General features: G+C 33.7%; 22 protein-coding genes. 14 read left to right on the top strand and 8 right to left on the bottom strand.

All coding sequences use genetic code 11. The features are described from left to right. Position 1 precedes the first annotated feature (1 nt). The 3 genes from ACP7AV_RS04260 to ACP7AV_RS04250 all read right to left on the bottom strand — a co-directional run bounded on the left by ACP7AV_RS04260 (position 2) and on the right by ACP7AV_RS04250 (position 2,648). Positions 2 to 877, bottom strand: a complete 876-nt coding sequence (locus ACP7AV_RS04260) for a DUF3347 domain-containing protein (RefSeq protein WP_426090887.1) — start codon at positions 875 to 877, stop codon at positions 2 to 4. Between the two features lie 614 nt (positions 878 to 1,491). Further along, the gene (locus ACP7AV_RS04255; RefSeq protein ID WP_426063000.1) at positions 1,492 to 1,836 is read right to left on the bottom strand and encodes a phage holin family protein; all 345 of its coding nucleotides are present in this window, start codon (positions 1,834 to 1,836) and stop codon (positions 1,492 to 1,494) included. Between the two features lie 53 nt (positions 1,837 to 1,889). After that, complete coding sequence (locus ACP7AV_RS04250) at positions 1,890 to 2,648, bottom strand: alpha/beta fold hydrolase (RefSeq protein WP_426090886.1); 759 nt, start codon at positions 2,646 to 2,648, stop codon at positions 1,890 to 1,892. 240 nt (positions 2,649 to 2,888) lie between these two features. Here ACP7AV_RS04250 and ACP7AV_RS04245 point away from each other — a divergent pair, with 240 nt between their 5' ends. Further along, entirely contained in the window at positions 2,889 to 4,244 is a 1,356-nt protein-coding gene (locus ACP7AV_RS04245) for a hypothetical protein (RefSeq protein ID WP_426090885.1), read from the top strand. A 54-nt stretch (positions 4,245 to 4,298) separates the two neighbouring features. Here the strand turns inward: ACP7AV_RS04245 and ACP7AV_RS04240 are convergent, their stop codons facing one another. From ACP7AV_RS04240 to ACP7AV_RS04230, 3 genes are all read right to left on the bottom strand, one after another. Next, entirely contained in the window at positions 4,299 to 5,153 is an 855-nt protein-coding gene (locus tag ACP7AV_RS04240) for a DUF4249 domain-containing protein (protein ID WP_426090884.1), read from the bottom strand. A 3-nt stretch (positions 5,154 to 5,156) separates the two neighbouring features. Further along, complete coding sequence (locus ACP7AV_RS04235; protein WP_426090883.1) at positions 5,157 to 7,388, bottom strand: TonB-dependent receptor plug domain-containing protein; 2,232 nt, start codon at positions 7,386 to 7,388, stop codon at positions 5,157 to 5,159. Between the two features lie 123 nt (positions 7,389 to 7,511). Beyond that, on the bottom strand, positions 7,512 to 8,225 hold the full coding sequence (locus tag ACP7AV_RS04230; RefSeq protein WP_426090882.1) for a pyridoxine 5'-phosphate synthase: 714 nt from the start codon (positions 8,223 to 8,225) through the stop codon (positions 7,512 to 7,514). Between the two features lie 114 nt (positions 8,226 to 8,339). Between ACP7AV_RS04230 and ACP7AV_RS04225 the strand changes: the two genes are divergently transcribed. The 8 genes from ACP7AV_RS04225 to murI all read left to right on the top strand — a co-directional run bounded on the left by ACP7AV_RS04225 (position 8,340) and on the right by murI (position 16,680). Next, on the top strand, positions 8,340 to 8,999 hold the full coding sequence (locus ACP7AV_RS04225) for a CBS domain-containing protein (protein ID WP_426090881.1): 660 nt from the start codon (positions 8,340 to 8,342) through the stop codon (positions 8,997 to 8,999). An 86-nt stretch (positions 9,000 to 9,085) separates the two neighbouring features. Then, positions 9,086 to 9,970, top strand: a complete 885-nt coding sequence (locus ACP7AV_RS04220) for an NAD kinase (protein WP_426090880.1) — start codon at positions 9,086 to 9,088, stop codon at positions 9,968 to 9,970. 168 nt (positions 9,971 to 10,138) lie between these two features. After that, complete coding sequence (locus ACP7AV_RS04215; protein ID WP_426090879.1) at positions 10,139 to 10,813, top strand: DUF6089 family protein; 675 nt, start codon at positions 10,139 to 10,141, stop codon at positions 10,811 to 10,813. A 4-nt stretch (positions 10,814 to 10,817) separates the two neighbouring features. Next, complete coding sequence (locus ACP7AV_RS04210) at positions 10,818 to 11,558, top strand: isoprenyl transferase (protein WP_426062994.1); 741 nt, start codon at positions 10,818 to 10,820, stop codon at positions 11,556 to 11,558. Continuing rightward, positions 11,491 to 14,220: an outer membrane protein assembly factor BamA gene (gene bamA, locus ACP7AV_RS04205; RefSeq protein ID WP_426090878.1), complete on the top strand. Its 2,730-nt coding sequence runs from the start codon at positions 11,491 to 11,493 to the stop codon at positions 14,218 to 14,220. Before ACP7AV_RS04210 ends, bamA begins: the two co-directional genes overlap by 68 nt. A 37-nt stretch (positions 14,221 to 14,257) precedes the next feature. Next, positions 14,258 to 15,268 carry an OmpH family outer membrane protein gene (locus ACP7AV_RS04200; RefSeq protein WP_426090877.1) on the top strand — a complete coding sequence of 337 codons (1,011 nt, stop codon included), beginning with the start codon at positions 14,258 to 14,260 and terminating at the stop codon, positions 15,266 to 15,268. Positions 15,269 to 15,289: 21 nt separating this feature from the next. Continuing rightward, positions 15,290 to 15,790, top strand: a complete 501-nt coding sequence (locus ACP7AV_RS04195) for an OmpH family outer membrane protein (RefSeq protein WP_426062991.1) — start codon at positions 15,290 to 15,292, stop codon at positions 15,788 to 15,790. A 110-nt stretch (positions 15,791 to 15,900) separates the two neighbouring features. Further along, positions 15,901 to 16,680 (top strand): glutamate racemase, encoded by a 780-nt coding sequence (murI, locus tag ACP7AV_RS04190; protein WP_426090876.1) that lies wholly within the window; start codon positions 15,901 to 15,903, stop codon positions 16,678 to 16,680. Positions 16,681 to 16,692: 12 nt separating this feature from the next. Here murI and ACP7AV_RS04185 read toward each other — a convergent pair whose 3' ends face one another. Together ACP7AV_RS04185 and ACP7AV_RS04180 are read right to left on the bottom strand one after the other, a co-directional pair. Continuing rightward, positions 16,693 to 17,208: a gamma carbonic anhydrase family protein gene (locus tag ACP7AV_RS04185; RefSeq protein WP_426090875.1), complete on the bottom strand. Its 516-nt coding sequence runs from the start codon at positions 17,206 to 17,208 to the stop codon at positions 16,693 to 16,695. 11 nt (positions 17,209 to 17,219) lie between these two features. Beyond that, positions 17,220 to 18,218: a PorP/SprF family type IX secretion system membrane protein gene (locus tag ACP7AV_RS04180; protein ID WP_426062989.1), complete on the bottom strand. Its 999-nt coding sequence runs from the start codon at positions 18,216 to 18,218 to the stop codon at positions 17,220 to 17,222. Between the two features lie 169 nt (positions 18,219 to 18,387). Here ACP7AV_RS04180 and ACP7AV_RS04175 point away from each other — a divergent pair, with 169 nt between their 5' ends. From ACP7AV_RS04175 to ACP7AV_RS04155, 5 genes are all read left to right on the top strand, one after another. Beyond that, positions 18,388 to 19,287, top strand: coding sequence for a NifU family protein (locus tag ACP7AV_RS04175; RefSeq protein WP_426062988.1), 900 nt, complete (start codon positions 18,388 to 18,390; stop codon positions 19,285 to 19,287). A gap of 113 nt (positions 19,288 to 19,400) precedes the next feature. After that, positions 19,401 to 19,601, top strand: coding sequence for a dodecin family protein (locus ACP7AV_RS04170; protein ID WP_426062987.1), 201 nt, complete (start codon positions 19,401 to 19,403; stop codon positions 19,599 to 19,601). A 151-nt stretch (positions 19,602 to 19,752) separates the two neighbouring features. Next, positions 19,753 to 21,771 carry a thioredoxin domain-containing protein gene (locus ACP7AV_RS04165; RefSeq protein WP_426090874.1) on the top strand — a complete coding sequence of 673 codons (2,019 nt, stop codon included), beginning with the start codon at positions 19,753 to 19,755 and terminating at the stop codon, positions 21,769 to 21,771. A gap of 49 nt (positions 21,772 to 21,820) precedes the next feature. Then, positions 21,821 to 22,591: a hypothetical protein gene (locus tag ACP7AV_RS04160; protein ID WP_426090873.1), complete on the top strand. Its 771-nt coding sequence runs from the start codon at positions 21,821 to 21,823 to the stop codon at positions 22,589 to 22,591. Positions 22,592 to 22,671: 80 nt separating this feature from the next. After that, on the top strand, positions 22,672 to 23,520 hold the full coding sequence (locus ACP7AV_RS04155; protein WP_426062984.1) for a mechanosensitive ion channel family protein: 849 nt from the start codon (positions 22,672 to 22,674) through the stop codon (positions 23,518 to 23,520).

Below are 23,520 nucleotides of genomic sequence, written 5' to 3'. Positions count from 1 at the left end.
TTTATTTAATTGTTTCAACCGTTTTACCGCAAGTCATCATTTGAGAACCGTAATATGGGTTTTTAACTGCGTTTTCTTTGCTCAACCAGTTTGCACCTTTACCGTCATTTGCCATTGGACAAAACTGAAGGTAAACCGGAGTTTCGTATTTAGCTACTTTTATCACTTCGTACATTGATTTTGAAAAAGGAACGAAAAACTCTCTTTGACGTTTGATGTCTTGAGTTTCTGAAATGTTCTTGGCACTACCCATTAAACTGTTCATTTCTTTCATCCAAATCATGTGAACATCCATTGCAAGCTCATCCATTTTTACTGCATTTAATGCTGTTGAAACGTCTTTCGCTAAAGTAGCAGCAGCTTTTCCATCAGTTTTTACCAAAGCATCTTTCAAAAGAAAATAGCTATCAAAAACAACTTTTAATTTAGTATCAACCTGTTGTTTTGCAACTGCAGTATCAGAATGATTGGCGTGGTTTGCATGATTTTCTGTAGTATTGGTTTCCATTTTCATTTCTGTTGAAACAGCTACTTTAGCTTCTCTTTCATATTGACAACATCCGTGTAATGCATCATACGTAGCATCCGGAGCAAGAAATTTATCACTGTCGTAACCCGCTAAAGCAATTCTTTTCAAAATTTCGTCTTGGCTCGTTTTTGTGGAATCATACGTAAGTGTCGCCATTTTGGAATCTTTATTCCACTCAACTTTCGCCATTTTTTTTAAGTTTCCGGCAGTTTCTATAGTCGTTTTACACATGTCGCAGTTTCCGTATATTTTAACGATTTCTGTTTTCGCGTTTTTGATTTGCGCGCTTGCAATTGTAAATGAAAGCAATAGGGTTATTGCCATCAATATTTTTTTTAATGAGTTCATTGTATAATTATTTTTGAGGTGAATAAGTCACAAACGATATTGAAAATAATAGCACATTTCGCTACTTTTCAAACTTTATTTGACTAGAATTTAATGATTGTAAAAGCACAAAATGCTTTAGAAAAAGACAGTTTTTTGGCTGTCAAAAAAGGAATTTAGCTTATTTTAGGTGGAAGCCAGATAGAACGGAAATGGGATGAAATAAAGATTTCCGAGTAATAGTAATTTTGTTTTTCAGTGGAAAAACTAAAAATTTGCTTGTTTAATTCTGTATTAAATATAGACGTTAAACTTAAGTGGATTGCTGAACTGGAACAAGATATATTTTTACAAGCGCCGTTACAGCCATCATGCGAACTTTGATCTGATTTTTTTTCTTTCTTGCAACAGTCTTTTTGATCTGTTTCTGAAGAAGATTCTTTTTTGCAACATGCCTTCTCGGTTTTCGTTCCACATGCGAAAGCTACGCTTGGCATCATAAAGAAACCAAGCATAACTAATAACAGTAAGTAAAACTTTTTAGACATTGTTTATCTTATATAGAAACACAAAGGTATCAAATTAACAAATACTGTAAATTAATTCATTCACAAATACGTGTTAAAAACGATTCCTTACTTTCCTTCGCCTAATATTCCATTCATTAAGGATTGTAAAACTGACAATATGATACTAAAAATTAAGGCGGTCCAAAACGTATCGACGCTAAATCCGCCCACAATTTTGGTACACAACAAAATCATCAGCGCATTAATAACCAATAAAAACAATCCTAAAGTAATAATCGTAACTGGCAGTGTAAGTATTACCAATATTGGTTTGATAAAAATATTAAGTAACCCAAGAACTATAGCCACTATCAAAGCGGTAGTAAAATTAGCGACATGAACCCCTGGCATAAAGTGAGCAATAAGTAATACTAAACCTGACGTAATAAGGATTCTGAGTAATAAATTCATGTTTTTTATTTTAAAATTTAAATAAATGTAAGAAAAATTTAAATCTGATTAATTTATTTTAAGAAAGAAGTGACTTTTTGATAAAATTCAGCCGGGTTTTCGGCATGAAGCCAATGCCCCACATTAGGAATCGTTTCAATACTTGAATCCGGGAAATGTTGTTTTATGTTTTCAAAATCGCTGTCCAAAATATACTTGGAATTTCCACCTCGAATGAACAATGTTGGTTTCTCGAAAACTGCATTCTGAGGTAACGGAATTCCTACTTCATCCATTTTATGATTAAAAATTGCCAAATTAAATCGGAACGCAAGTTGTCCCGGTTCTTGCCAAAATAAATTTTTCATCAGGAATTGTCTGGTTCCAAAATCGGGTATATACTTTTGCATAATTTCTTCAACATCACTTCTACTTGGCTTTTTTGAAAAATCCACAGCATTCAATCCCGCCAAAATATCCTGATGATGCTGAGGATAGAATTTTGGCCCAATATCAGCAACAATTAATTTATCAACTAATTCCGGATGTGCCGCAGCCAGAAGCATCGCTACTTTCCCGCCCATCGAGTGTCCTAAAATATTGATATTTTCTAATTTATGAGCTTGACAGTACTCATAAACATCCTGCGCCATAATTTTATAACTAAAATCTTCTGAATGTAAGCTTCGTCCGTGGTTGCGTAAATCGAGAATATGAACCTGAAAATCAGTCGCGAATTGCGTTCCGAGTGTTTTCCAGTTATCGGACATTCCCAGAAATCCGTGGAGAATTAAAAGTGGCTTCCCTGAGCCTTCTATTTTTGAGTATAACATTTTGTGGTATTTTAATCGAAACATTTCGCCAAAGATAAAAATCTATTTTTAACCAATAATATATTTAATTAGGTTTTAAGCGAATATCACTAAAAGTGGGTATTGTAAGAATATTAAATTATAATAATTTTGCAGTCGCAACAAACCAAAGGTTGTTTTTCAATAAAACAACCTATACCATCAATTAAGAAACTCAACCAAAAGGCTGATTATATTTTTTATTAACTTTAAATTTTACCCATGATTAAAAAGATTTTTTTGTTTTCAGTGATTATTTCACAACTTACAGTCTCTTGCTCTGGCAATGATGACTCGGACAGCACTTCTGAAGGAAGTCTAACAGAACAAATTGCAAACATTGTTAAACAGCCTTACTCAAAATTAACTCCAGCAGAACAGAAAGTGAAACTAGAGGCTGAAGCAAATGAAATGCTAGTTCAAATGAGCAAATCTAAAACATCTGGAGCCATTGAAGCCATTCAAAATTTAGGCAATTTATTAAGTATCAATTCTGTTGACATTTTCAATGGAAAAAACGATAATGAAATAGAAGACATTCTAAATGTTTCTGGTGTATATGGAATTTACACTTGGAATAATTCAACAAAAATCTGGGCTAAAACAGCTTCAGCTACTGAATTAAAATTTGTTTTCCCAGCAAAAGCAACTCAAACTTCTAACAATGCCACACTATCTTCCAAAAGCAACTCTTCAAACATAAAAATAAAACTTGAAGACAGTTATAATTGGCAATCTGGAACTACAATAAATGATGAATTTTATTTACCAACTTCAGTTGAAGCAATTTTAACTATTGATAATGCGCAAGCTGCAACTTTTGCAACAAATGCAAAATATACTGGTACAATAGAAACTCCAGATGAATCTAGCTTCAAAATGGTTTTAAATGATGGCTATACTTATGAAATTAGCGGGAGTAAGAAAGCAACTCAAAACACGGCTAAATCTTCATTTACTTATAACGGGAAAAATTTAGTTTCATTTACTGCCGGAAGCACTGCTGATATTGATGCTTTAATAAAAGATGAAGACCTTACTCAATACCAAGGCAAAGCAAATGGTTTAGTTCAAATCATGGATGACTTTATCATTGTAGCCGAAATGGATATCGCGACGCAAACTAAAGATGAAGAAGCTTTAGAGAAAAGTTTGGTTTATCCTTCTTATCCCTATTACGATAACCCTAAAGCTGACTTCAAAGCATATTACACGGCTCAAAACACAAATTATAAAAAGTATTCTGAAGGGAATGTGGTCAATTCAAATAAAAACTTGAAACTGATTTTAGTATCTAAAAAAGACGGAACTAAGATAGCTGACGTTATTTACCGTTCAGAAAAAGCTGAAAGTTATAATTATGAATTACCAGTTTGGATTAAAGACTCATATTATCCTACTGGAGGATATTGGACAACTACTGGTAATGGTGCAGCAATTACTATTCAATATTACGACGAAGTACTTTATCTAAAATTCAATGACAGTACTGAAGTTGCTATGAGTACTTATTTCTCTGAGGGATTTGATAAACTTGAAACTAAATTCGAGGATTTCTTGAAAGCTTTTGAAAGATAGAACTATTTTTTAATAATAAATCTAAAGCCAATCTGGGATATCCCGAGATTGGCTTTATTTTTTTGGAGGTGTTTTAATTACTATCGTGTTTTGACCGTAACCAGCCCAAATACCAACCCCTCCAATAATATTTGATTTCAGACTTGTATTAGATGGATAAATCGGATTTCTACTATTTACAATTTCATTCTGCCAACTATTCCAGAAATCAAATGCTTCTTTTTTCATAGTCCTTAATTTTACAAAAATTAAATCTCCGTCGGTAAAATAGGGCTTGAATTTAGATTTAGGAAAGAGTAATACACCTCTATTTACCTGCATTGAAATGGAGTGAGATAAAAATTTTTCGTCATTTAGATTACCATAAAAAGCAGGAACAAAAATAGGTTCTTGCTGATCTATTCTTGTAGCGATTTGATAATAATTCTTCTCGTTCACAGGATCATCGAATTTTATAAAAACATATCCGGTGGTATCCGTGGCATTCTTCTTTACATACTCTGCAGTTGCAATCGTAACTGTTTTAGGAATGCTTGTAGTAGCCACTACTATTCTATTTAAATACTCAATTTTCAAGATATAAGTCTTCCCCTCTTTCCCGATTATTTCTTTTCCAAAATACACAAACGGCGGAACTCTATCATCATCATTTTTAACTCGTAAAACTTCTACCGTTTCTCCATCAGAAACCGTTATTTTTGCCGAACGTATTACGTGATCCAAAACATTTGTAGAATCAACAACATCATTTATTGGTATTGTACTGGATAATATCACCTGCGGGACATCTCCCACTTCAATCCACCCTTCAACCGCTAATTTTGATTCCAACTTAATCCCATCACTAAAACTGTCATTATTGCAACTACAGGCAATAATCATCAAAAGAAATAAACTATACTTTTTCATTATCTAAAATTTAAATCTCCAACTTATGGAAGGCAGAATTCTGAACAAAACCTTTTTTTCAGGCTTGACAACTACACTATCTTTATTTTCATTGACAACTACATTCAAAACAACATAAATAGGGTTTTCGATATTGAACGTATTGTAAATAGAAAAATTCAATGCGCTTTCTTTTTTAGCGTTTTTTACAAAAAAATAATTAACAGAGAGATCAGTTCGAATATAGTTTGGCATTTGAGCATTATTATACTCCGAATATTCTTTGACCGGATTGTTATTTATAAAATACCACGATGTAGGGATTGTAAAACGATTTCCTGAACTAAAAATCTGAGTGAAACCAAAATTCCATTTTGGATTTAAATCATACGTTCCAACCAATGCTAAATTATGGCGTCTATCGTATTTAGCGTAATAAGTATTTCCATTATTGAGCTTTTCAAAATTTCTGTCAGACCAACTCAAAGTGTAACTTAACCATCCTTTAAACTTACCATTATTTTTTTTCAGCATTATTTCTAATCCGTATGCTTTTCCCTTCCCCTCCAACAAATCATTTTTCAATGTAGAAATTTCATTGAACTGTGTTATTCCATAAGGATACTCCAGTAAATGATTCATTGAGCGATAAAATGCTCCAAATGACGATGTAATACTTTTAGAGATCGTTTGATTTGAGCCTAAAGCAAACTCATTAGATGATTGCGCGGGAATACCATCTGAGCTTGCAATCCAAAAATCAGTGGGAATCCCTACACTTGAAGTCGTAATTAAATTTAAATACTGATTTTGTCTATTATAAGAAGTATAAAACGAAAGATTCCTATCCCTGTAATAATTCAGAACAACACGCGGTTGAAAATTCAAATATGATTTTGCCCCTGAACTGTAATAGTGAATCCTTAAACCTACTTCTGCAATTAAATTATCAAGTAATTTTGGTTTTCCAGTTGTAAAAATAGCAAATTCGTTAGCTTTTATTAAATTGTGTTGTTCTGTAATATTGGTAGTGTTTAAATTTTCAATGTGGATTTTTTGTGGTTGCAAATTATGATAAACATATTGCAGACCTGACTCGAAAGAAGTTCCTTTAACTAAATGATTAATCGAATTTGTAAATCCGAAATCTTCAACAAATGAAGAAACACCCATTCCAACTGTTGATTGTTCCATATTCAACTCATTAGTATATCTCGTATAATAAATAGCATTCAACATACTTATTTTAGAAGACAATTTAGTAAATAAAGTAGGAGAGATACTCAAATTACTCCATTTCAAGCTGGTTTTTAAGGCCAAATTAGAGTCTTTTATTTGCAATTTATCAGCACTTGAAAAAGCCGAAATACTTAACAGGCTGTTTTTAGAAATTTCTGTAACAAAAGTTACATTCCCATCCAAGAATCCATATTTCATATCTTGAACATCATTATCTTTTGATCCAGATTTCAATATTGGAGCAATAATCTCATCAATATATGTTTTTCTTCCAGATATTGTAACCCCAGATTTTTCGCTAATTGGAATACTTAAAGTAGCCTGAGAGGCCAGTAAACCAACATTCCCTTGAATTGCAAAATGTGCAGGGATTTTTTTATTAGGAATTAATGCCGTTGTTGAACTTAAACGCCCTCCATATTTTGCATTTGAGCTTGATTTGTCAAATTCAACTTCTTGTATATGATCCGTATTATAAAAAGGAAAAACACCCAGCAGATGTGACATTCCATAAATTGGTGTTCCATCATACAATATTGAGTTATGTCCGGGATCACCTCCTCTTACATACAAATAACCATTTGCATCCCCAGAGTTTTGCACTCCTGGTGTGAGTTGTAAAATTTTGATGACATCTGTTGTTCCAAGAACTGTTGGAACTGCAGCCAATTCTTTTAAATTAAAAGATAATTTACCACCTGATAGATTTGTAATGCTGCTCCTTTTATTATTGGATATTACAACTTCTTTTAAAAACGAAACATCCTTTTCTAAAATAATAGAAATTATTGTGTCATTTTCACAATCAAAACTTAAAGTTTTTTCAAGATAACCAAAATGATTAACTGCAATTTTAACAAATCCCGATGGAAGTTCAGCCGTAAAGCTACCCAAAGTATCACTTACATAATTGTAATGCTGACTATTAGTATCTAAAGAAATACGTACTCCTTTTAAGTTTTCATTTTCAAAAGATTTGACATTCCCAGCTATGGTAGCCTTGGATTGCGCAAGCAAATTAGAACAACATAATAAACAAAACAAAATAATTGGCTTCAACACTAAATTTTAATAAGAAAAATGCTAAAGTAAACAATTACAACCCAATTACATCAGGTTATAATTGTTTTAATTTATTTCTTATTTTAATTTTTGTAAGTACATGTTCACGACATTATCCAATCCTAGATAAATGGCTTCGGAAATTAATGCGTGACCAATAGAGACTTCGAGTAATCCCGGAATATTTTGTTTGAAAAACTGAATGTTATCCAAACTTAAATCGTGTCCTGCATTGGTTCCTAATCCAAGTTCATTGGCCAATATCGCTGATTGTGTGTACGGCAAAATTCCGTTTTGATTTCCAAGACTATATTGATGTGCAAATGCTTCAGTGTACAATTCGATTCTATCGGTTCCAATTTTCTTGGCGCCTTCAATCATCTCGAGAACAGGATCCACAAAAATAGAAGTTCTGATTCCGTTGCGTTGCAATTCCTGAACGATTTCGGTTAAATACGCAGCATGTTTATTGGTATCCCAACCTGCATTAGAGGTGATGGCATCAATTGCATCTGGCACCAAAGTCACTTGAGTAGGTTTTATTTCGAGAACAAGATCTATAAAAGTTTTCTCTGGATTTCCTTCAATATTATATTCGGTGTAAACAATCGACTTTAAATCTCGGGCATCCTGATACCGGATGTGACGCTCATCCGGACGGGGATGAATGGTAATTCCTTCGGCGCCGAACTTTTGCATGTCGGCAGCAACTTTTAATAAATCAGGAACATTTCCTCCACGCGCATTACGTAAAGTGGCTATTTTATTGATATTTACACTTAATTTTGTCATTGAAAAATATTTTTATTTTGATACAAGTATTTACTTGGAACAAAAATACAAAGTAAAACTTAGGAGATTTTGCTTATTTTTGATTATTTTGCATGAAATATTGCCGATTGATTTATGACAGAAATAACAGAATATATTGCCAATGACTACAAAGCGATTGATAGCCACGATTCTATTGCGGCCATTCAAGACTTTTTCAGCGAATTACACTTTTCACATTTTCCAATTGTTGAAGAGGGCGTTTACATTGGCAGTATTGCATCCGAGGATATAGAGACTTTTGACAGTGATAAAAAAGCGTCTGATTATCGATTTACTTTAGAAGGATTTTTTACTAGGACAAACACAATGTGGCTGGACGTCTTGGAAGTTTTTGCAAAAAACCACACTAATTTAGTTCCCGTTTTGGACGAAAACAATACTTACGTAGGATATTATGAAATTGAAGACATCATGAAATTTTTTCATGAAACACCCTTTTTAAAAGAACCAGGCGGAATTATCGTAGTGAGAAAGCCAATTTTAGATTATTCAATGAGTCAAATTACCCAAATTGTAGAAAGCAATAATGGCAAACTTTTGGGATTATTCATTTCTGAAGCAGATGTTGAGAGTGTTGAAGTTACTTTGAAAATAACTTTGGGCGCGATGAACGAAATCATCCAGACTTTTAGAAGATACAATTATGAAATCATTTCAGAACATCAAGAAGATAATTATATCAATAATTTAAAGGAACGTTCTGATTATTTAGACAAATACCTGAATATTTAACCGCTTATTGGGAAATTTGTTAATTCGGTTATTCGCAACCGCAATATCAATTAACCACATAATCAAATTAACGATTAAACAAAAAGATGAAAGTAGCTATCTACGGTCAATATTATCAAAACAGTACGGAACCAATCATAAACGACATCTTTGTTTTTTTCAACAAAAACAATGTAGAGATGATCATTGAGTCGCATTTTTTATTGATGCTTAATGAGAAAAAAATAGTAGAAAAAAAGTACAAAACTTTTACTTCCCACACGGAACTCGACTCCAGTTTTGACATGCTGATAAGCATTGGCGGAGACGGAACAATACTAAGAGCAGCAACATTAGTAAGAGATTCGGGTATTCCTATATTAGGTATTAATGCCGGCAGACTTGGTTTTTTGGCAACCGTTCAAAAAGAGAATATCGCTGAGTTCATGCAATTTGTTATCGATAAAAAATACACGATTTCTAAAAGGGCTTTATTAAGCTTAACTTGCTCGCCAACCAATGAGTCGATTGAGGAAATCAATTTTGCAATGAATGAAATCACGGTCAGTCGAAAAGACACGACATCGATGATTACGATTGACACCTATTTAAATGATGAATTTTTGAATTCCTACTGGGCTGACGGTTTAATCATTTCGACCCCAACAGGATCAACTGGGTATTCCTTAAGTTGTGGCGGACCTATTTTGACACCTGAAGTAAAAAGTTTACTTATAACTCCTATTGCGCCACATAATCTCACCGCAAGACCACTCGTTGTGCCGGACGAAACTGAAATCAAATTAAAAGTTTCGGGAAGAGAGGAAAACTATCTGGTTTCCTTAGATTCCAGAGTAACTTCAGTGAAAAACGAATCAATTCTGATTTTAAAGAAAACGCCTTTTCAGATAAACATGGTTGAAATTCCTGAAGAAACCTTCGTAAAAACACTTCGCAGTAAATTACTTTGGGGACAAGACAAGCGGAATTAAATCAATTTATTCTCCAGCTATACTATTTTATCAATTTTTCCCGTTTTAGTCAAATAAATACTTATTTGGTGTTAGTTAGCTCGCTAATTATTAAAAAAACACACATTTAACTGAATGAGTATTGTATAGAATTGATAATTATTATATTTGCACGCAATTTTTGATTTAATGAAGAAGCTTTTTTATTTATTTTTCTGTTTTTTCCCTTTGATGGTGACCCAAGCTCAAATTCATGAGATTGGTGTTTTTCTTGGCGGGAGCAACTACATTGGAGATGTAGGCCCGACGACCTATATTGCACCAAACGAACCGGCTTTTGGTTTGTTGTACAAATGGAACAAAAGTCCGAGACACTCTTATCGATTTTCCTACACCCAATCTGAAATCACATCTAATGATTTGAATTCAAAGGAAACAAGTAGAAACCAAAGAGGTTATCGATTTGAAAACGACTTAAAAGAAGTATCTTTAGGTCTTGAATTCAACTTTTTTGATTTTAATCTACATGAATCGAGCACTAAAATCACTCCTTATGTAGCATCAGGTTTAAACTATTTTTTAGCAAAATACACGTTAACCAACGCGAAAGCTGATCTAACAGTAGCAGGCAGAACCGAAAGAAGAAAATCAATAGCGATACCTATAATCGTAGGAATTAAGTCAAAAATAACACCTAGTTTTGTACTGGCATTAGAAACTGGAGCCAGATATACTTTGACGGATAATATAGACGGAAGTTTTAATCAAGATTTTGGAAATATAAATAACAATGATTGGTACGTTTTCTCAGGAGTTACTTTAACATATACTTTTGGCGACAAAGCCTGCTATTGTGCAGAATAAAAAAATGAATTTACTACAGAATATCGACGCAACAAAATTACCCAAACATCTCGCCATTATTATGGATGGAAATGGGCGTTGGGCAAAACAGCAAGGCCTTTTACGTGCTTTGGGTCATGAAAGCGGGACAAAATCAGTTAAGTTAATCATAGAAGCCAGTGCTAAACTAGGCATTGAATTCCTTACGTTATACGCTTTCTCTACTGAAAATTGGAACAGACCAAAATTAGAAGTCGAGACCTTGATGAAAGTACTCATCAACTCCTTGAAAAAGGAACTTACCACTTTACAAAAAAACAACATCAAGCTCAATGCTATTGGTAACTTGGAAAAATTACCAAAATCAGCGCAGAAAGAACTTCTAGATGTAATTGATAAAACTAAAGACAACACACAAATGACTCTGACCTTGGCGTTAAGCTACGGATCCAGAGAAGAGCTTGTCAGTGCAATAAAAGACATTTGCAGTAAAGTTAAAAATAATATAATTTCAATAGACACTATTGACGATTCCATTATTAATGAGCATCTTTACACGCAAAATTTACCTGACGTAGATTTACTAATACGAACAAGTGGAGAACATAGGATAAGTAACTTTTTGTTGTGGCAAATAGCCTATGCAGAATTGTATTTTACTGATATATTGTGGCCAGACTTTAAAGAACAAGATTTATATGAGGCTATCATTAGTTATCAAAAAAGAGAACGTAGATTTGGAAAAACAAGTGAACAAATTAAATAATTTTTTAGTGTTAAATAAAAGCATAAAAATAGTCGTTACCGTTTTGATTTTTGGAAGTTTTACACAAATTAAAGCTCAAGAAAGAGTTCCTTTTGATCAGGGTAAAAAATACATTTTAGCCGATGTAGCCGTAGTGGGAGATATCAGTTTCAATTCACAAACTGTAGTTACTTTCTCAGGTTTGCAAAAAGGACAAGAAATTACAATTCCAGGTGAGGAAATCAGTGCTGCTATAAAAAAACTAGGAAAATTAGGTCTCTTTGATGAAATCTCTTTTTATGTAAATAAAATACAGAATGACAGTATATATCTTGACTTAAACATTATTGAATTACCTAAATTAAATGAGGTGAAATTTGTTGGTGTTAAGAAAACAAAAACCGAAGCTTTGATTAAAGACAATTCCTTGAATAAAGGAAAAGTAGTTAATGAAAACTTGATTACTACTACCAAAAATTACATTGAAAACAAATACAAAAAAGATGGCTACTACAATACAAAAGTAAATATCAATACTGTAAAAGACACCGCTACAGTAAACCAGGTCAATATGCTTGTTACTATTGACAAAGGGGACAAAGTGAAAATTCAAAGTATTGACTTTGCAGGAAACACAAAAATATCAGATAAAACGTTGCGTAAGGCAATGAAAGATACTAAACAAAAAAATCCAATTCGAATCTTAAAAGCTTCAAAATTTATAAAGGACAAATACAAAACTGATTTAGAAAAAGTAATTGCAACTTACAAGGAAAAAGGATACAGAGACGCGCGAATACTTTCGGATTCTGTAACTTATGATAAGAATAAAAATGCATTAAATATCAAAATTAACGTCGAAGAAGGAAACAAATATTATTTTGGAGATGTTAAGTTTTTAGGCAATACCGTTTATCCCGATCAGTTTTTAAGCAGAATTTTAGGTGTTAAAAAAGGAGACACTTACAATGGTGTTCTTCTTGAAAAAAGAATTGCAGACAAGTCTAAACCAGATGCAGAAGACATCACGAATTTATACCAAAACAGCGGGTATTTATTCTCGAATGTAAATGCCGTTGAGGTAAAAACTGCGAACGACACTATTGATTTTGAAATACGAATCACAGAAGGTCCAATTGCCTATTTCAACAAAATTACAGTTGTAGGAAATGACAAGACAAATGACCGTGTAATTTATCGTGAATTAAGAACAAAACCAGGAGAAAAATATAGTAAAGAAGAATTAGTAAGAACGATTCGTGAGATTGGTCAATTAGGGTTTTTTGATCCTGAAGCGATTGATCCCAAGTTCAAGAATGTAGATTCAGGAGCAGGAACTGTAGATATAGAATACAACCTTGCAGAGAAAGGTTCTAGCCAAATTGAATTACAAGGCGGTTACGGTGGAGGTGGTTTCATTGGTACACTTGGACTATCGTTTAATAACTTTTCAGCAAGAAATATGTTTAACAAAGATGCTTACAGACCACTACCTATGGGAGATGGTCAAAAGGTATCGTTACGTTTGCAAGCCAGTACGTTCTTTCAAACCTATAGTGTATCATTTTCAGAACCTTGGTTTGGCGGTAAAAAACCAGTACAATTCAGTTCTTCAATATCTTACAGCAAACAGTTTTTAAACAATTTCATAACACAGAGAGCGGACAGAACTAAAAGTTTTGATATCCTTACGTTATCTGTTGGTTTAGCAAAAAGACTGACAGTACCGGATGATTACTTTGTGTTGTCACAGTCTGTAAGTTACCAGCATTATGCTTTGAACAATTATAACACGGGGTTATTTACTTTTGGAAATGGAACTTCAAGAAACTTAGCGTACACCATAGGTCTTACAAGAAACAGCAAAGGATTAAATCCGATATTCCCAACATACGGTTCTGAATTTAGTGTTTCAGCAAAATTGACCCCTCCTTATTCTCTCTTCAACGGGGTAGATTATGCTACTTTAGGAGACCAAGAGCAATACAAATTAAAAAATACCGTGGACAGACAAAATGTTCCAGATGCCAATGGAAATATTGTTAATATTGGGGATTATGTTGACACTAACGGAAACAAAGTAGCTACCTTTAATTTAGCCGCAGCTGACGCGAGTAAAGTCGATCAAAAAAGATTTAATTGGTTGGAGTACTATAAAGTTAAATTTAAAGCAGACACATATTCCAAAATTTATGGTAAATTGGTATTAAGAGTATTGGCTGAATTTGGCTTCCTTGGCGCATACAATCAAGAAAGAGGTGCTGTTCCATTTGAAAGATTCTATCTTGGTGGAGATGGATTGGCTAACTTCTCTATGGATGGAAGGGAAACGATACAATTAAGAGGTTATCCTAACAACTCTTTGACACCCACAAATAGCGTAGGAGATCAAATTGGCGCGACGGTTTTCAATAAATTCTCGATGGAATTGCGTTATCCAATAACATTAAAACAATCAGCCTCAATATACGCATTAGCCTTTATGGAAGCAGGTTCTTCCTTTAGTGATTTCAAAAGCTACAATCCATTTGCTTTAAGTCGTTCAGCTGGGGTTGGATTACGTGTGTTTATGCCGGCATTTGGCTTATTGGGAATTGATTTCGGACATGGATTTGACGCATTACCAGGACAAGCAAAAGCTAATGGATGGGAAACCCATTTTATCATTGGGCAACAATTCTAAAAAAAATTGGTTTACGATTTTCTAATATGAAACAGTTATGAGAAAACAATTTTTATATATATTTTTGGTTTTACTTGTTATACAAACAATTGACGCACAGACCAGAGGAAATAAAGTGGGCTACATAGATATGGAATACATTTTACAAAATGTACCCGATTACACTGAAGCAAAAGTTCAATTAGAGCAAAAAGCTCAAAAATGGAAATCGGAGATTGATTCTAAAAAAATTGAAATCAATAAATTAAAAGAAGCTTTAAAAGCAGAAAAAGCGTTACTGACTAAGGAATTGATAGACGAAAGAGAAACCGAAATTAGTTTCCTTGAAAACGAAAATTTAGAATACCAACAGAAAAGATTTGGTGCCAACGGAGATTTAATTATTCAAAAATCTGTTTTGATTAAACCAATTCAAGATCAAGTTTTTACAGCAGTTCAGGATATTGCTGAACGATTGAAATATGATTTCATATTTGATAAAACTTCTGATTTGACAATGCTTTTCGCAGCAAAAAGATTTGACATCAGTGATCAGGTTTTACGAGTTTTAAATCGCACCGAAAAAAGAGAACAGCTGACTAAAAAACAGCAAAAAGAAGCAGAGGCAAGAGAAAGCAAAGAAGATGCATCAGATGCAAATCCAGCCTTGGCTGAACGCCAAAAACTCTTGGACGATAAAAAAGTTGCCAGAGAAAAAGTTTTAGAAGACCGAAAATTGCTGCAAGAGCAAAAGAAAAAAGAATTTGACGATAAGAGAAAACAACTTCTGGAAGACAGAGAAGCTAGAAAAAATGGCACGGTTTCTGCAAATGTTAAAAAAGAGGATACACCCAATAATTTAACTGGAAATAATGAGACTAAAGCAACTGCCGATGAGGCGAAACAAAAGCAAGCTGACTCGAGAGCAAAAGTATTAGAAGACCGTAAAAAAGTTTTAGAAGATCGCAAAAAAGTTTTAGAAGAAAAAAGAAAAAAAATACTCGAAGACCGAGAGGCTATTAAAAAAGCGAAAGAAGAAAAATTAAAAGAAAATACAAACAATAATTAATTACTTAATATTTTAAAAACGATGAAACAAATCAAAACTCTATTAATTGCTGCAATTTTAATGTTCGGAGCAAATCAAACAATCAATGCACAAGCGAAAACAGCTCATGTTGACGTGAGTGAAATTATGACAAAAATGCCAGCAATGTTAGATGCTCAAAAACAATTAGACAAATTGAGTACTACTTATGATGCTGATTACAAAAAGATGGTTGAAGAATACCAAGCAAAATTAAAAAAATACGAAACCGAAGCTGCAACAGTTACTGAAGCTGTAAACGGCGATCGTTCGAAAGAAGTGCAGGATATGCAAAAAAGAATTGTTGACTTTAGAGATAATGCTCAAAAAGAATTACAACAAAAAGAATCTGATATCGTAAAACCATTAATGGAAAAAGTAAGAGCTTCTATCCAAAAAGTAGGTAAAGCAAAAGGATTCCAATATGTTCTTGACGGTTCTTCTCTTTTACTTGCTGATGGTCCAAACTTGACTATGGATGTAAAAAAAGATTTAGGTTTCTAAAAAAATCATGTATCGCATAAAAACTGCTCAACCTAAAACAGGATTGAGCAGTTTTTTTTGTTTAAAACAAATCATAGGAAATTTAAATTGTAGCTTGTAACTTTGTTTTTATGAATAGTAACAATCAACCTATAGGAATTTTTGACTCGGGAATTGGCGGAACATCTATTTGGAAAGCGATCCATCAATTGCTGCCTAACGAAAAAACCATATATCTCGCAGACAGTAAAAATGCACCTTATGGACAAAAATCTAAAGAGGAGATTGTTGCATTAAGTATGAAAAACACCGAATTTCTGCTTGAAATGAATTGTAAGTTAATTGTAGTAGCCTGCAATACAGCCACCACGAATGCAATTCAAGAATTAAGAGGTAAATATAACGTTCCTTTCATAGGAATTGAGCCGGCCATAAAGCCGGCAGTGACACATTCGAAAACACAAATCATAGGAATTCTGGCAACACAAGGCACGCTGAACAGTGCTCTTTTTAATAAAACTACTGAGAAGTACCAAGACACCAAAATAATTGAACAGGTTGGTCATGGATTAGTACAGCTTATTGAAAATGGAGCAATCAATTCCCCAGAGATGACTCATTTACTGCACTCCTACCTCAATCCAATGATTGAAGCCAATATTGATTGTTTAGTTTTAGGCTGCAGCCACTATCCCTATCTTATTCCTCAAATAAAAAAAATACTTCCGGACCACATTCAAATTATTGATTCGGGGGAAGCGGTAGCGAAACAAACGCAAAATGTATTACGTGACAAAGTAGGATTCTCCTCAGCTCAGGATAATCAGCCTATTTTTTATATTAATACAAATCCAAAAGTTTTGAGGGAAATTTTAGGAAATAGATTTACGGTTGAAGAAAAAAAATTCTAAGAACATTTGTTACTATTCCTCTTTAAACCAACTGGAATACATGACATAATTATTAGAAATACGTTCAATTTCACCTGCAAAATCAGATTGGTCAATATCTTTCACCTTTCTTGCCGGAACTCCAGCCCAAATAGAACCTGAAGTAACAACTGTATTTTGAGTGATGACAGCACCAGCGGCCACAATCGAATTACTTTCGATGATGCAATTGTCCATCACAATTGCTCCCATACCGATTAGCGTATTATCGTGAACCGTACAACCATGTACAATTGCGTTGTGGCCTATAGAAACATTATTTCCTATAATAGTTGGGTGTTTTTTGTACGTACAATGAATAACTGCTCCATCTTGAATGTTTACCTTATCGCCGATTTTGATAAAATTGACATCACCACGAATTACGGCATTAAACCAAACACTACATTTTGCACCAAAGGTAACATCGCCAACAATAGTGGCATTTTCGGCTACATAACAGTCTTCTGGAATAGAAGGCGATTTGCCGTTAACGGATTTTATTAGCATGATAAAATGAATTAATTAATTGCCGGACAATTGCAATCGTATTTTACTGGTTTACAAAACAAATCAACTCCTAAGGTAATTTGGTGGTAGCCACCATTATCAAACTTTACGGCTCCAGACAATTGAGAATAGGTATAAGCAAACATAAACTTATCAAAATTTACACCTACAATTGGAGTAATGTACTGTAGTTTTTGTTTTGAAATCGTGTTACCGTCAACATATTCAGCACCATCAAAACTTCTTCGATAGGACAGTCCGCCCCAAACTCTTCCAAAATTTAAATTTTTGTACGCTTTCAAATTTACGTCAATCGCTTTTTCATTCGTTTTTTCAACCATTTGAAATAAAACAGAAGGCTCCCATAATATTTTGTCTCGATCTCCAAAAACATAACCGGCACTCAACAAATATTTCCGTAAATTATCACTTTCATACTCCGTGTAAATATCTCTTCTAGTCTCTATGACGTTTTTCACGGTTGCATGCGCATAAAAATCCAGGAAATTATATGAAGCTCCAATATCTACATTAAAATACGAATCCTTTTGCACCACAGTTCCATCAATTATTGGATCAAAATCACCCGACTGCCTGAATTCTGTTTCGTCCAATTGGCTTTGAATTAAACCCGCACTCATACCAAAAGACAATTGATTTAAATCGATTTCATCTCGCGAAAACATTAGATGATAGGCATACGTAAATTTGATTCCTTTTTGAGAATGGTATCCGTTTTTATCATTGAAAAGAATAACTCCAGCTCCGGCTTTTTCTCCCACTCTACCATTAAAACTAAGTGTTTGTAATTCCGGTGCATCTTCCTGATCAAACCACTGCTTGCGTCCTGTTAACCTAATTTTAGCACAGTTTGCGGCACCAGCCATGGAAGGATGTATCAGGTAATAATTATCCGATAGATAGTCGGAATATACAGGAATTCCTTCTTGAGAAAAAGAATATTGAGATATAAATAATAAGACGGCTAATATTCTAATTTTATGATACATCGAAATACTTTTAGTAAAATGAATAATTCCAAATCAATATAAATTTTTGTACTAAAAAAGTGATTTGCCTAATTCTAAAATTAAACTAAAGTTAATTTATTCATTAAAAAACCAAATATAGGTATTCGTAGAAAATAACTTTAGTAAATTTGTGAAAATTTCAAAAGCCATGAACAAAGTTACTATAAAAGAAACACAAAACCCAACCATACTAAAGTTTGAATTTCAAGAATTTATAACTCAAAATGAAAGTTTTGAATTTAAAAACATTGATGAAGCAAAAACATCTCCGTTGGCACAGCAATTGTTTTACCTACCCTTTGTAAAAACGATTTATATATCTGGAAATTTTATCGCAATCGAAAAATACAATATTGTGGAATGGGAAGATGTTAAAGATGCTGTAGCAGAACAAATTGAAAAATTTGTGACTGATGGTGGGACAATAATCACTGTTGATGAAAATAAAACTAAAAAACAGCCCGTAACCGTTTATGGAGAATCCACTCCAAATCCTGCTGCTTTAAAATTTGTAGTAAGCAAAATGCTGACTAAAAACGCAATAGAATTCAAAAACATTGATCAAACTACTGCTTCACCATTAGCTAAAGAGCTTTTCAAATTTCCTTATGTAAAAGAAATTTTTATTGATGAAAATTACATTTCTGTAACTAAATATGAAATCAATGAGTGGCAGGAAATAACCCTAGAATTAAGAAGTTTCATCAAACAGTATATTGAAAACGGCGGAACTGTTTTAGACGAAAATTATGTCGCTGCAGTAACCGCAGAAGAAACTTCGAAGGCAAAAGAATTTGACACTCTGGATGTGACATCGCAACAAATCATCAATATATTAGAGGAATATGTTAAACCTGCCGTACAAGCCGATGGTGGAAATATAGCTTTTGATTCATACAATGAAAGTGACAAAACCGTCAAAGTCATCTTACAAGGTGCTTGCAGCGGTTGTCCCTCTTCTACTTTTACCTTAAAAAGCGGTATCGAAAACATGTTGAAAAGTATGCTGAATGATGAAAGTATCAAAGTTGAAGCTGTAAACGCGTAAACACAAAGTACTATCACATTGACAATCTTATCGTTAAGGTAAATTTTTTCTTTTTTAAATGTTCAATTTAAAAAAAATTGTTAAATTTATATTTCACTTAACAAATAGAAATCATGTCAATATTAAAAGTAATTGAGATACTTTCAAGCTCTGAAATAAGTTGGGAAGATGCAGCCCGAAAAGGTGTTGCTAAGGCGTCAAAATCAGTAAAACACATCCGTTCTGTCTATGTTCACGAACAAAGCGCAATGGTTAGTGATGGTGGTATTACAGAATTTCGAGTGAACCTGAAATTGACGTTCGAACTCGAATAAAGAAATTAAAAAACAAAATTAAAGCGTTTCATTTGAGACGCTTTTTTTATTTTTAGGAGCTATTTCCCGTTATCCGTTGCAATCTTTCTCGTCCTGAAAAAATTCAGGACGGGAAAGGATTTCCACTACTACCGGGGCTAAAAACGACCTCATGAACGAACTAAATTTAGAAACCAGTCCATATCTATTACAACACGCCAACAATCCTGTACACTGGAAAGCTTGGAACCCAAAATCATTGGCAGCAGCTAAGGAAAATAACAAATTCATAATCATAAGCATTGGTTATTCCGCTTGTCATTGGTGTCATGTTATGGAACACGAAAGTTTTGAAGATGCAACAGTCGCACAAATAATGAATGCGCATTTTATTGCAATCAAAGTCGATCGGGAAGAACGCCCGGATGTTGATGCCGTTTACATGAAAGCAGTCCAAATAATGACCGGTAGCGGCGGATGGCCATTAAACCTAGTGACACTTCCTGACGGCAGACCCGTTTGGGGTGGCACCTATTTTAAAAAAGAGGAATGGATACAAACCCTGGAACAATTGCAGGAATTCTATCAATCACACCCTGAAAAAATGATTGATTATGCTGAGAAATTACATCAGGGAATTCAAGCCACCGGACTGATACAAAACGAGGAACCAGAAACTGAGGTAAACCAAAACATACTGAAACTCCTAGTCGAAAAATGGAAAAAAAGTTTTGATTTGGAATTTGGCGGCATGGCCAGAGCACCTAAGTTTATGATGCCAAATAATTACCAATTTTTACTGCGTTATGGTTATCAAAAACAAGATGAAAAAGTATTGGATTTTGTAAATCTTACTTTGACCAAAATGGCGTACGGCGGTCTTTTTGACACCATTGATGGTGGATTTTCACGTTATTCCGTTGATATGAAATGGCATATTCCACATTTTGAAAAAATGTTGTACGATAACGGTCAGTTGGTTTCCTTGTACAGCGAAGCCTACAAATTGACAAAAAATCCCCTGTACAAAGAAGTGATTGAAAAAACGCTGCGTTTTGTAGAGAGAGAATTAATGAATTCGGAAGGAGGTTTTTATTCGGCTTTGGATGCTGACAGTTTAAACTCGGATAATGATCTCCAAGAAGGCGCATTTTATGCTTGGAAAATTCCAGAATTAAAGGTAATTCTCAAAAAAGATTTTGATTTATTCTGTCAGGTTTTTAATTGCAATGCGTTTGGCATATGGGAAGACGAAAAATATGTTTTAATCCAAAATCAAACTTTAGACAGTATTGCAGCACAAAATAAGATTCCCGTTTCAGAGCTTCGAACTAAAAAAATATTTTGGGAAAATTTACTTTATAACGAAAGAGAAAAACGGTCAAAACCAAGACTTGATGACAAATGTCTGACTTCTTGGAATGCAATAATGTTGAAAGGAAATGTTGATGCTTATAAGGCTTTGGGAATCCAAAAATATTTAGATATTGCACAACAAAATGCCTGCTTCATAATAAAAAATCTCTGGTCTAGTGAAGGTAATTTATTCCACAATTATAAAAACGGAAAAACCACCATCAATGGCTATATGGAAGATTATTGTTTTGTAATTGCCGCGTTTATCTCTTTGTATGAAGCAACTTTAAACGAAAAATGGCTTCAAGATTCCAAACAACTGGCAGATTATAGTTTGAAACATTTTTATGACGATAAAAAATCCTATTTTGCTTTTACGTCAAATCTCGACGAAGCCTTAATTACCTCGCATTACGAAATCGAAGACAACGTGATTCCGGCATCTAATTCAGTGATGGCAAAAAACTTATTTCAATTGAGTATCTATTTTAATAATTCCTATTATGAAAAAATCAGCCATCAAATGCTGATGGCCGTACTACCACGAATCGATCATCCGTCCGCATTCTCAAATTGGATGGATTTGGCTTTAAATTACTCGGAACAAAACAAAGAACTAGCCGTTTGCGGTGAAGATGCTTTAGCGCATTGTGCAAAAATAAACAGCCAATATATTCCCAATGTTATTTTGGCCGGGACACAAAAAGAATCCACATTGCCTTTTTTAAATTCCCGTTACCACGACCAAGAAACACTGTTTTACCTGTGTAAAAATAAAACCTGTCTTATGCCAAATACTGATTATCAACAAATTATTAATGATTTAATGAAGTAATCCTAAGAAAAATTGATTACTATTGTAAGACTAATCAAATAATAATACCATGGGACTATCTTCATTTTTTAAAAAATTATTTGGCTCAGCCAAAGAAACAGCCAATCAATTAGCGGACAAAGCAGAAACTACTTTCGAACAAGCAAAAGAAAGTGCAGCTCCTTATCTTGAAAAAGCCGGTACTTTCGCAGAAGAAACGTTTGAAAAAGCTAAAGAAACCGCAACACCTTATCTTGAAAAAGCAGAAGTTTTTGCCGAAGATGCTTTTGAAAAAGTAAAAGAAACTGCTGCTCCAATTATTGAGAAAGTAGAGAATTTTACAGGACACACTAAAGAAGTAATAAGCGAACAGTCAGAGAAAACTGCAGACGCTCTGGAAAATGTAGCAGAACACACAAAAGAAAAAGTTGAAAGCACAACTGATAAAGCCGAGGATTTAGCCAGCGAAGCAAAAATCTCCATGTCAGATACAGCAGAAACATTACAAGAAAAAGCGGATGTAACTTCTAATAAAATTGAAGATGCAACTAGTGAAGCCAAAACTGTCGTTGCGGATACAGTAGAAACTTTGAAAGACAATACAGAAGAAGTAGCCGGTGAAGCTAAAACCACTATTACACATACTGCAGAAACATTAGAAGAAAAGGCCGATACAACTGCTGAAAAAATTACAAATTTTGCCAATGAAGCCAAAACAAATGCTTCAGATGCGGCTGAAAATGTTGCTGAAAAAGCAAGTGAACTTGCTAATGATCGCGAAGAAGAAACAAAACAAATTACCAAAGAAACTATAAATAAAATAGAAGAAGACGCAGATTAATTTATTAAAAAATAATTTATTCGTATTTTTGCACTTTAAACTTAACCTTCTCCTTTGAGAAGGTTTTTTATTTCACAAAAATGAATTTGAATCCAGACCAACTTACTACTTACGCTAATACTTTTCTGAACGTATTAATTGACTATTCCCCAAAATTAATTTCTGCATTTATTATTTTATTTGCTGGAATATATGTCATCAGACTTATCAACAGATTTATCAGGACATTAATGGTAAGAAGGAATTTAGATCCTACACTGACACGATTTCTTGCCGATATTTTACTTTGGGTGTTGAGAGTAATATTATTTGTATCTTTTATTTCCAAGCTTGGAATTGAAACATCTTCATTTGTTGCCATTCTTGGTGCTATGGGACTTGCTGTTGGTCTGTCACTTCAGGGTTCCTTGTCTAATTTTGCCGGCGGGATGCTAATCATTCTCTTCAAACCTTTTAGAGTAAATGACACCATCGAAGCGCAAGGAGTAACCGGAACAGTGAGCGAAATACAAATATTTGTAACCAAATTAATTAACGCGAACAATCAAACTATTTTTGTGCCTAATGGATCTTTATCAAATGGAAACATTATCAATTATTCCCTGCAAAAAATCAGAAGAGCTGATTTGACCATTGCCATTTCTTATGATACGGATATTAAAAAAGTTAAAGACATAATAACTTCCGTTTTAAAAAATAATCCAAAAGTATTGCAAACGCCTGCTGCTGAAGTTTCCGTGAAAAACCTGACCGATAGTTCCATTCAATTAGCAGTAAGACCGTGGGCAACAAATGAAGATTTTGGGGGCGTTTATGCAGACACTTTAGAGAATTGCAAACACGCTTTTGATTTAGCTGGAATTGTGGTTCAGCCTTTTGTAAAAGAATCTTCTAAAAACAATAACAAAACTACTGATCCGCTACTGTAA

It is taken from the genome of Flavobacterium sp. DSR3-2 (assembly GCF_049896525.1).
Classification (GTDB): domain Bacteria; phylum Bacteroidota; class Bacteroidia; order Flavobacteriales; family Flavobacteriaceae; genus Flavobacterium.
This window is presented reverse-complemented; position numbering and strand designations above follow the sequence as displayed.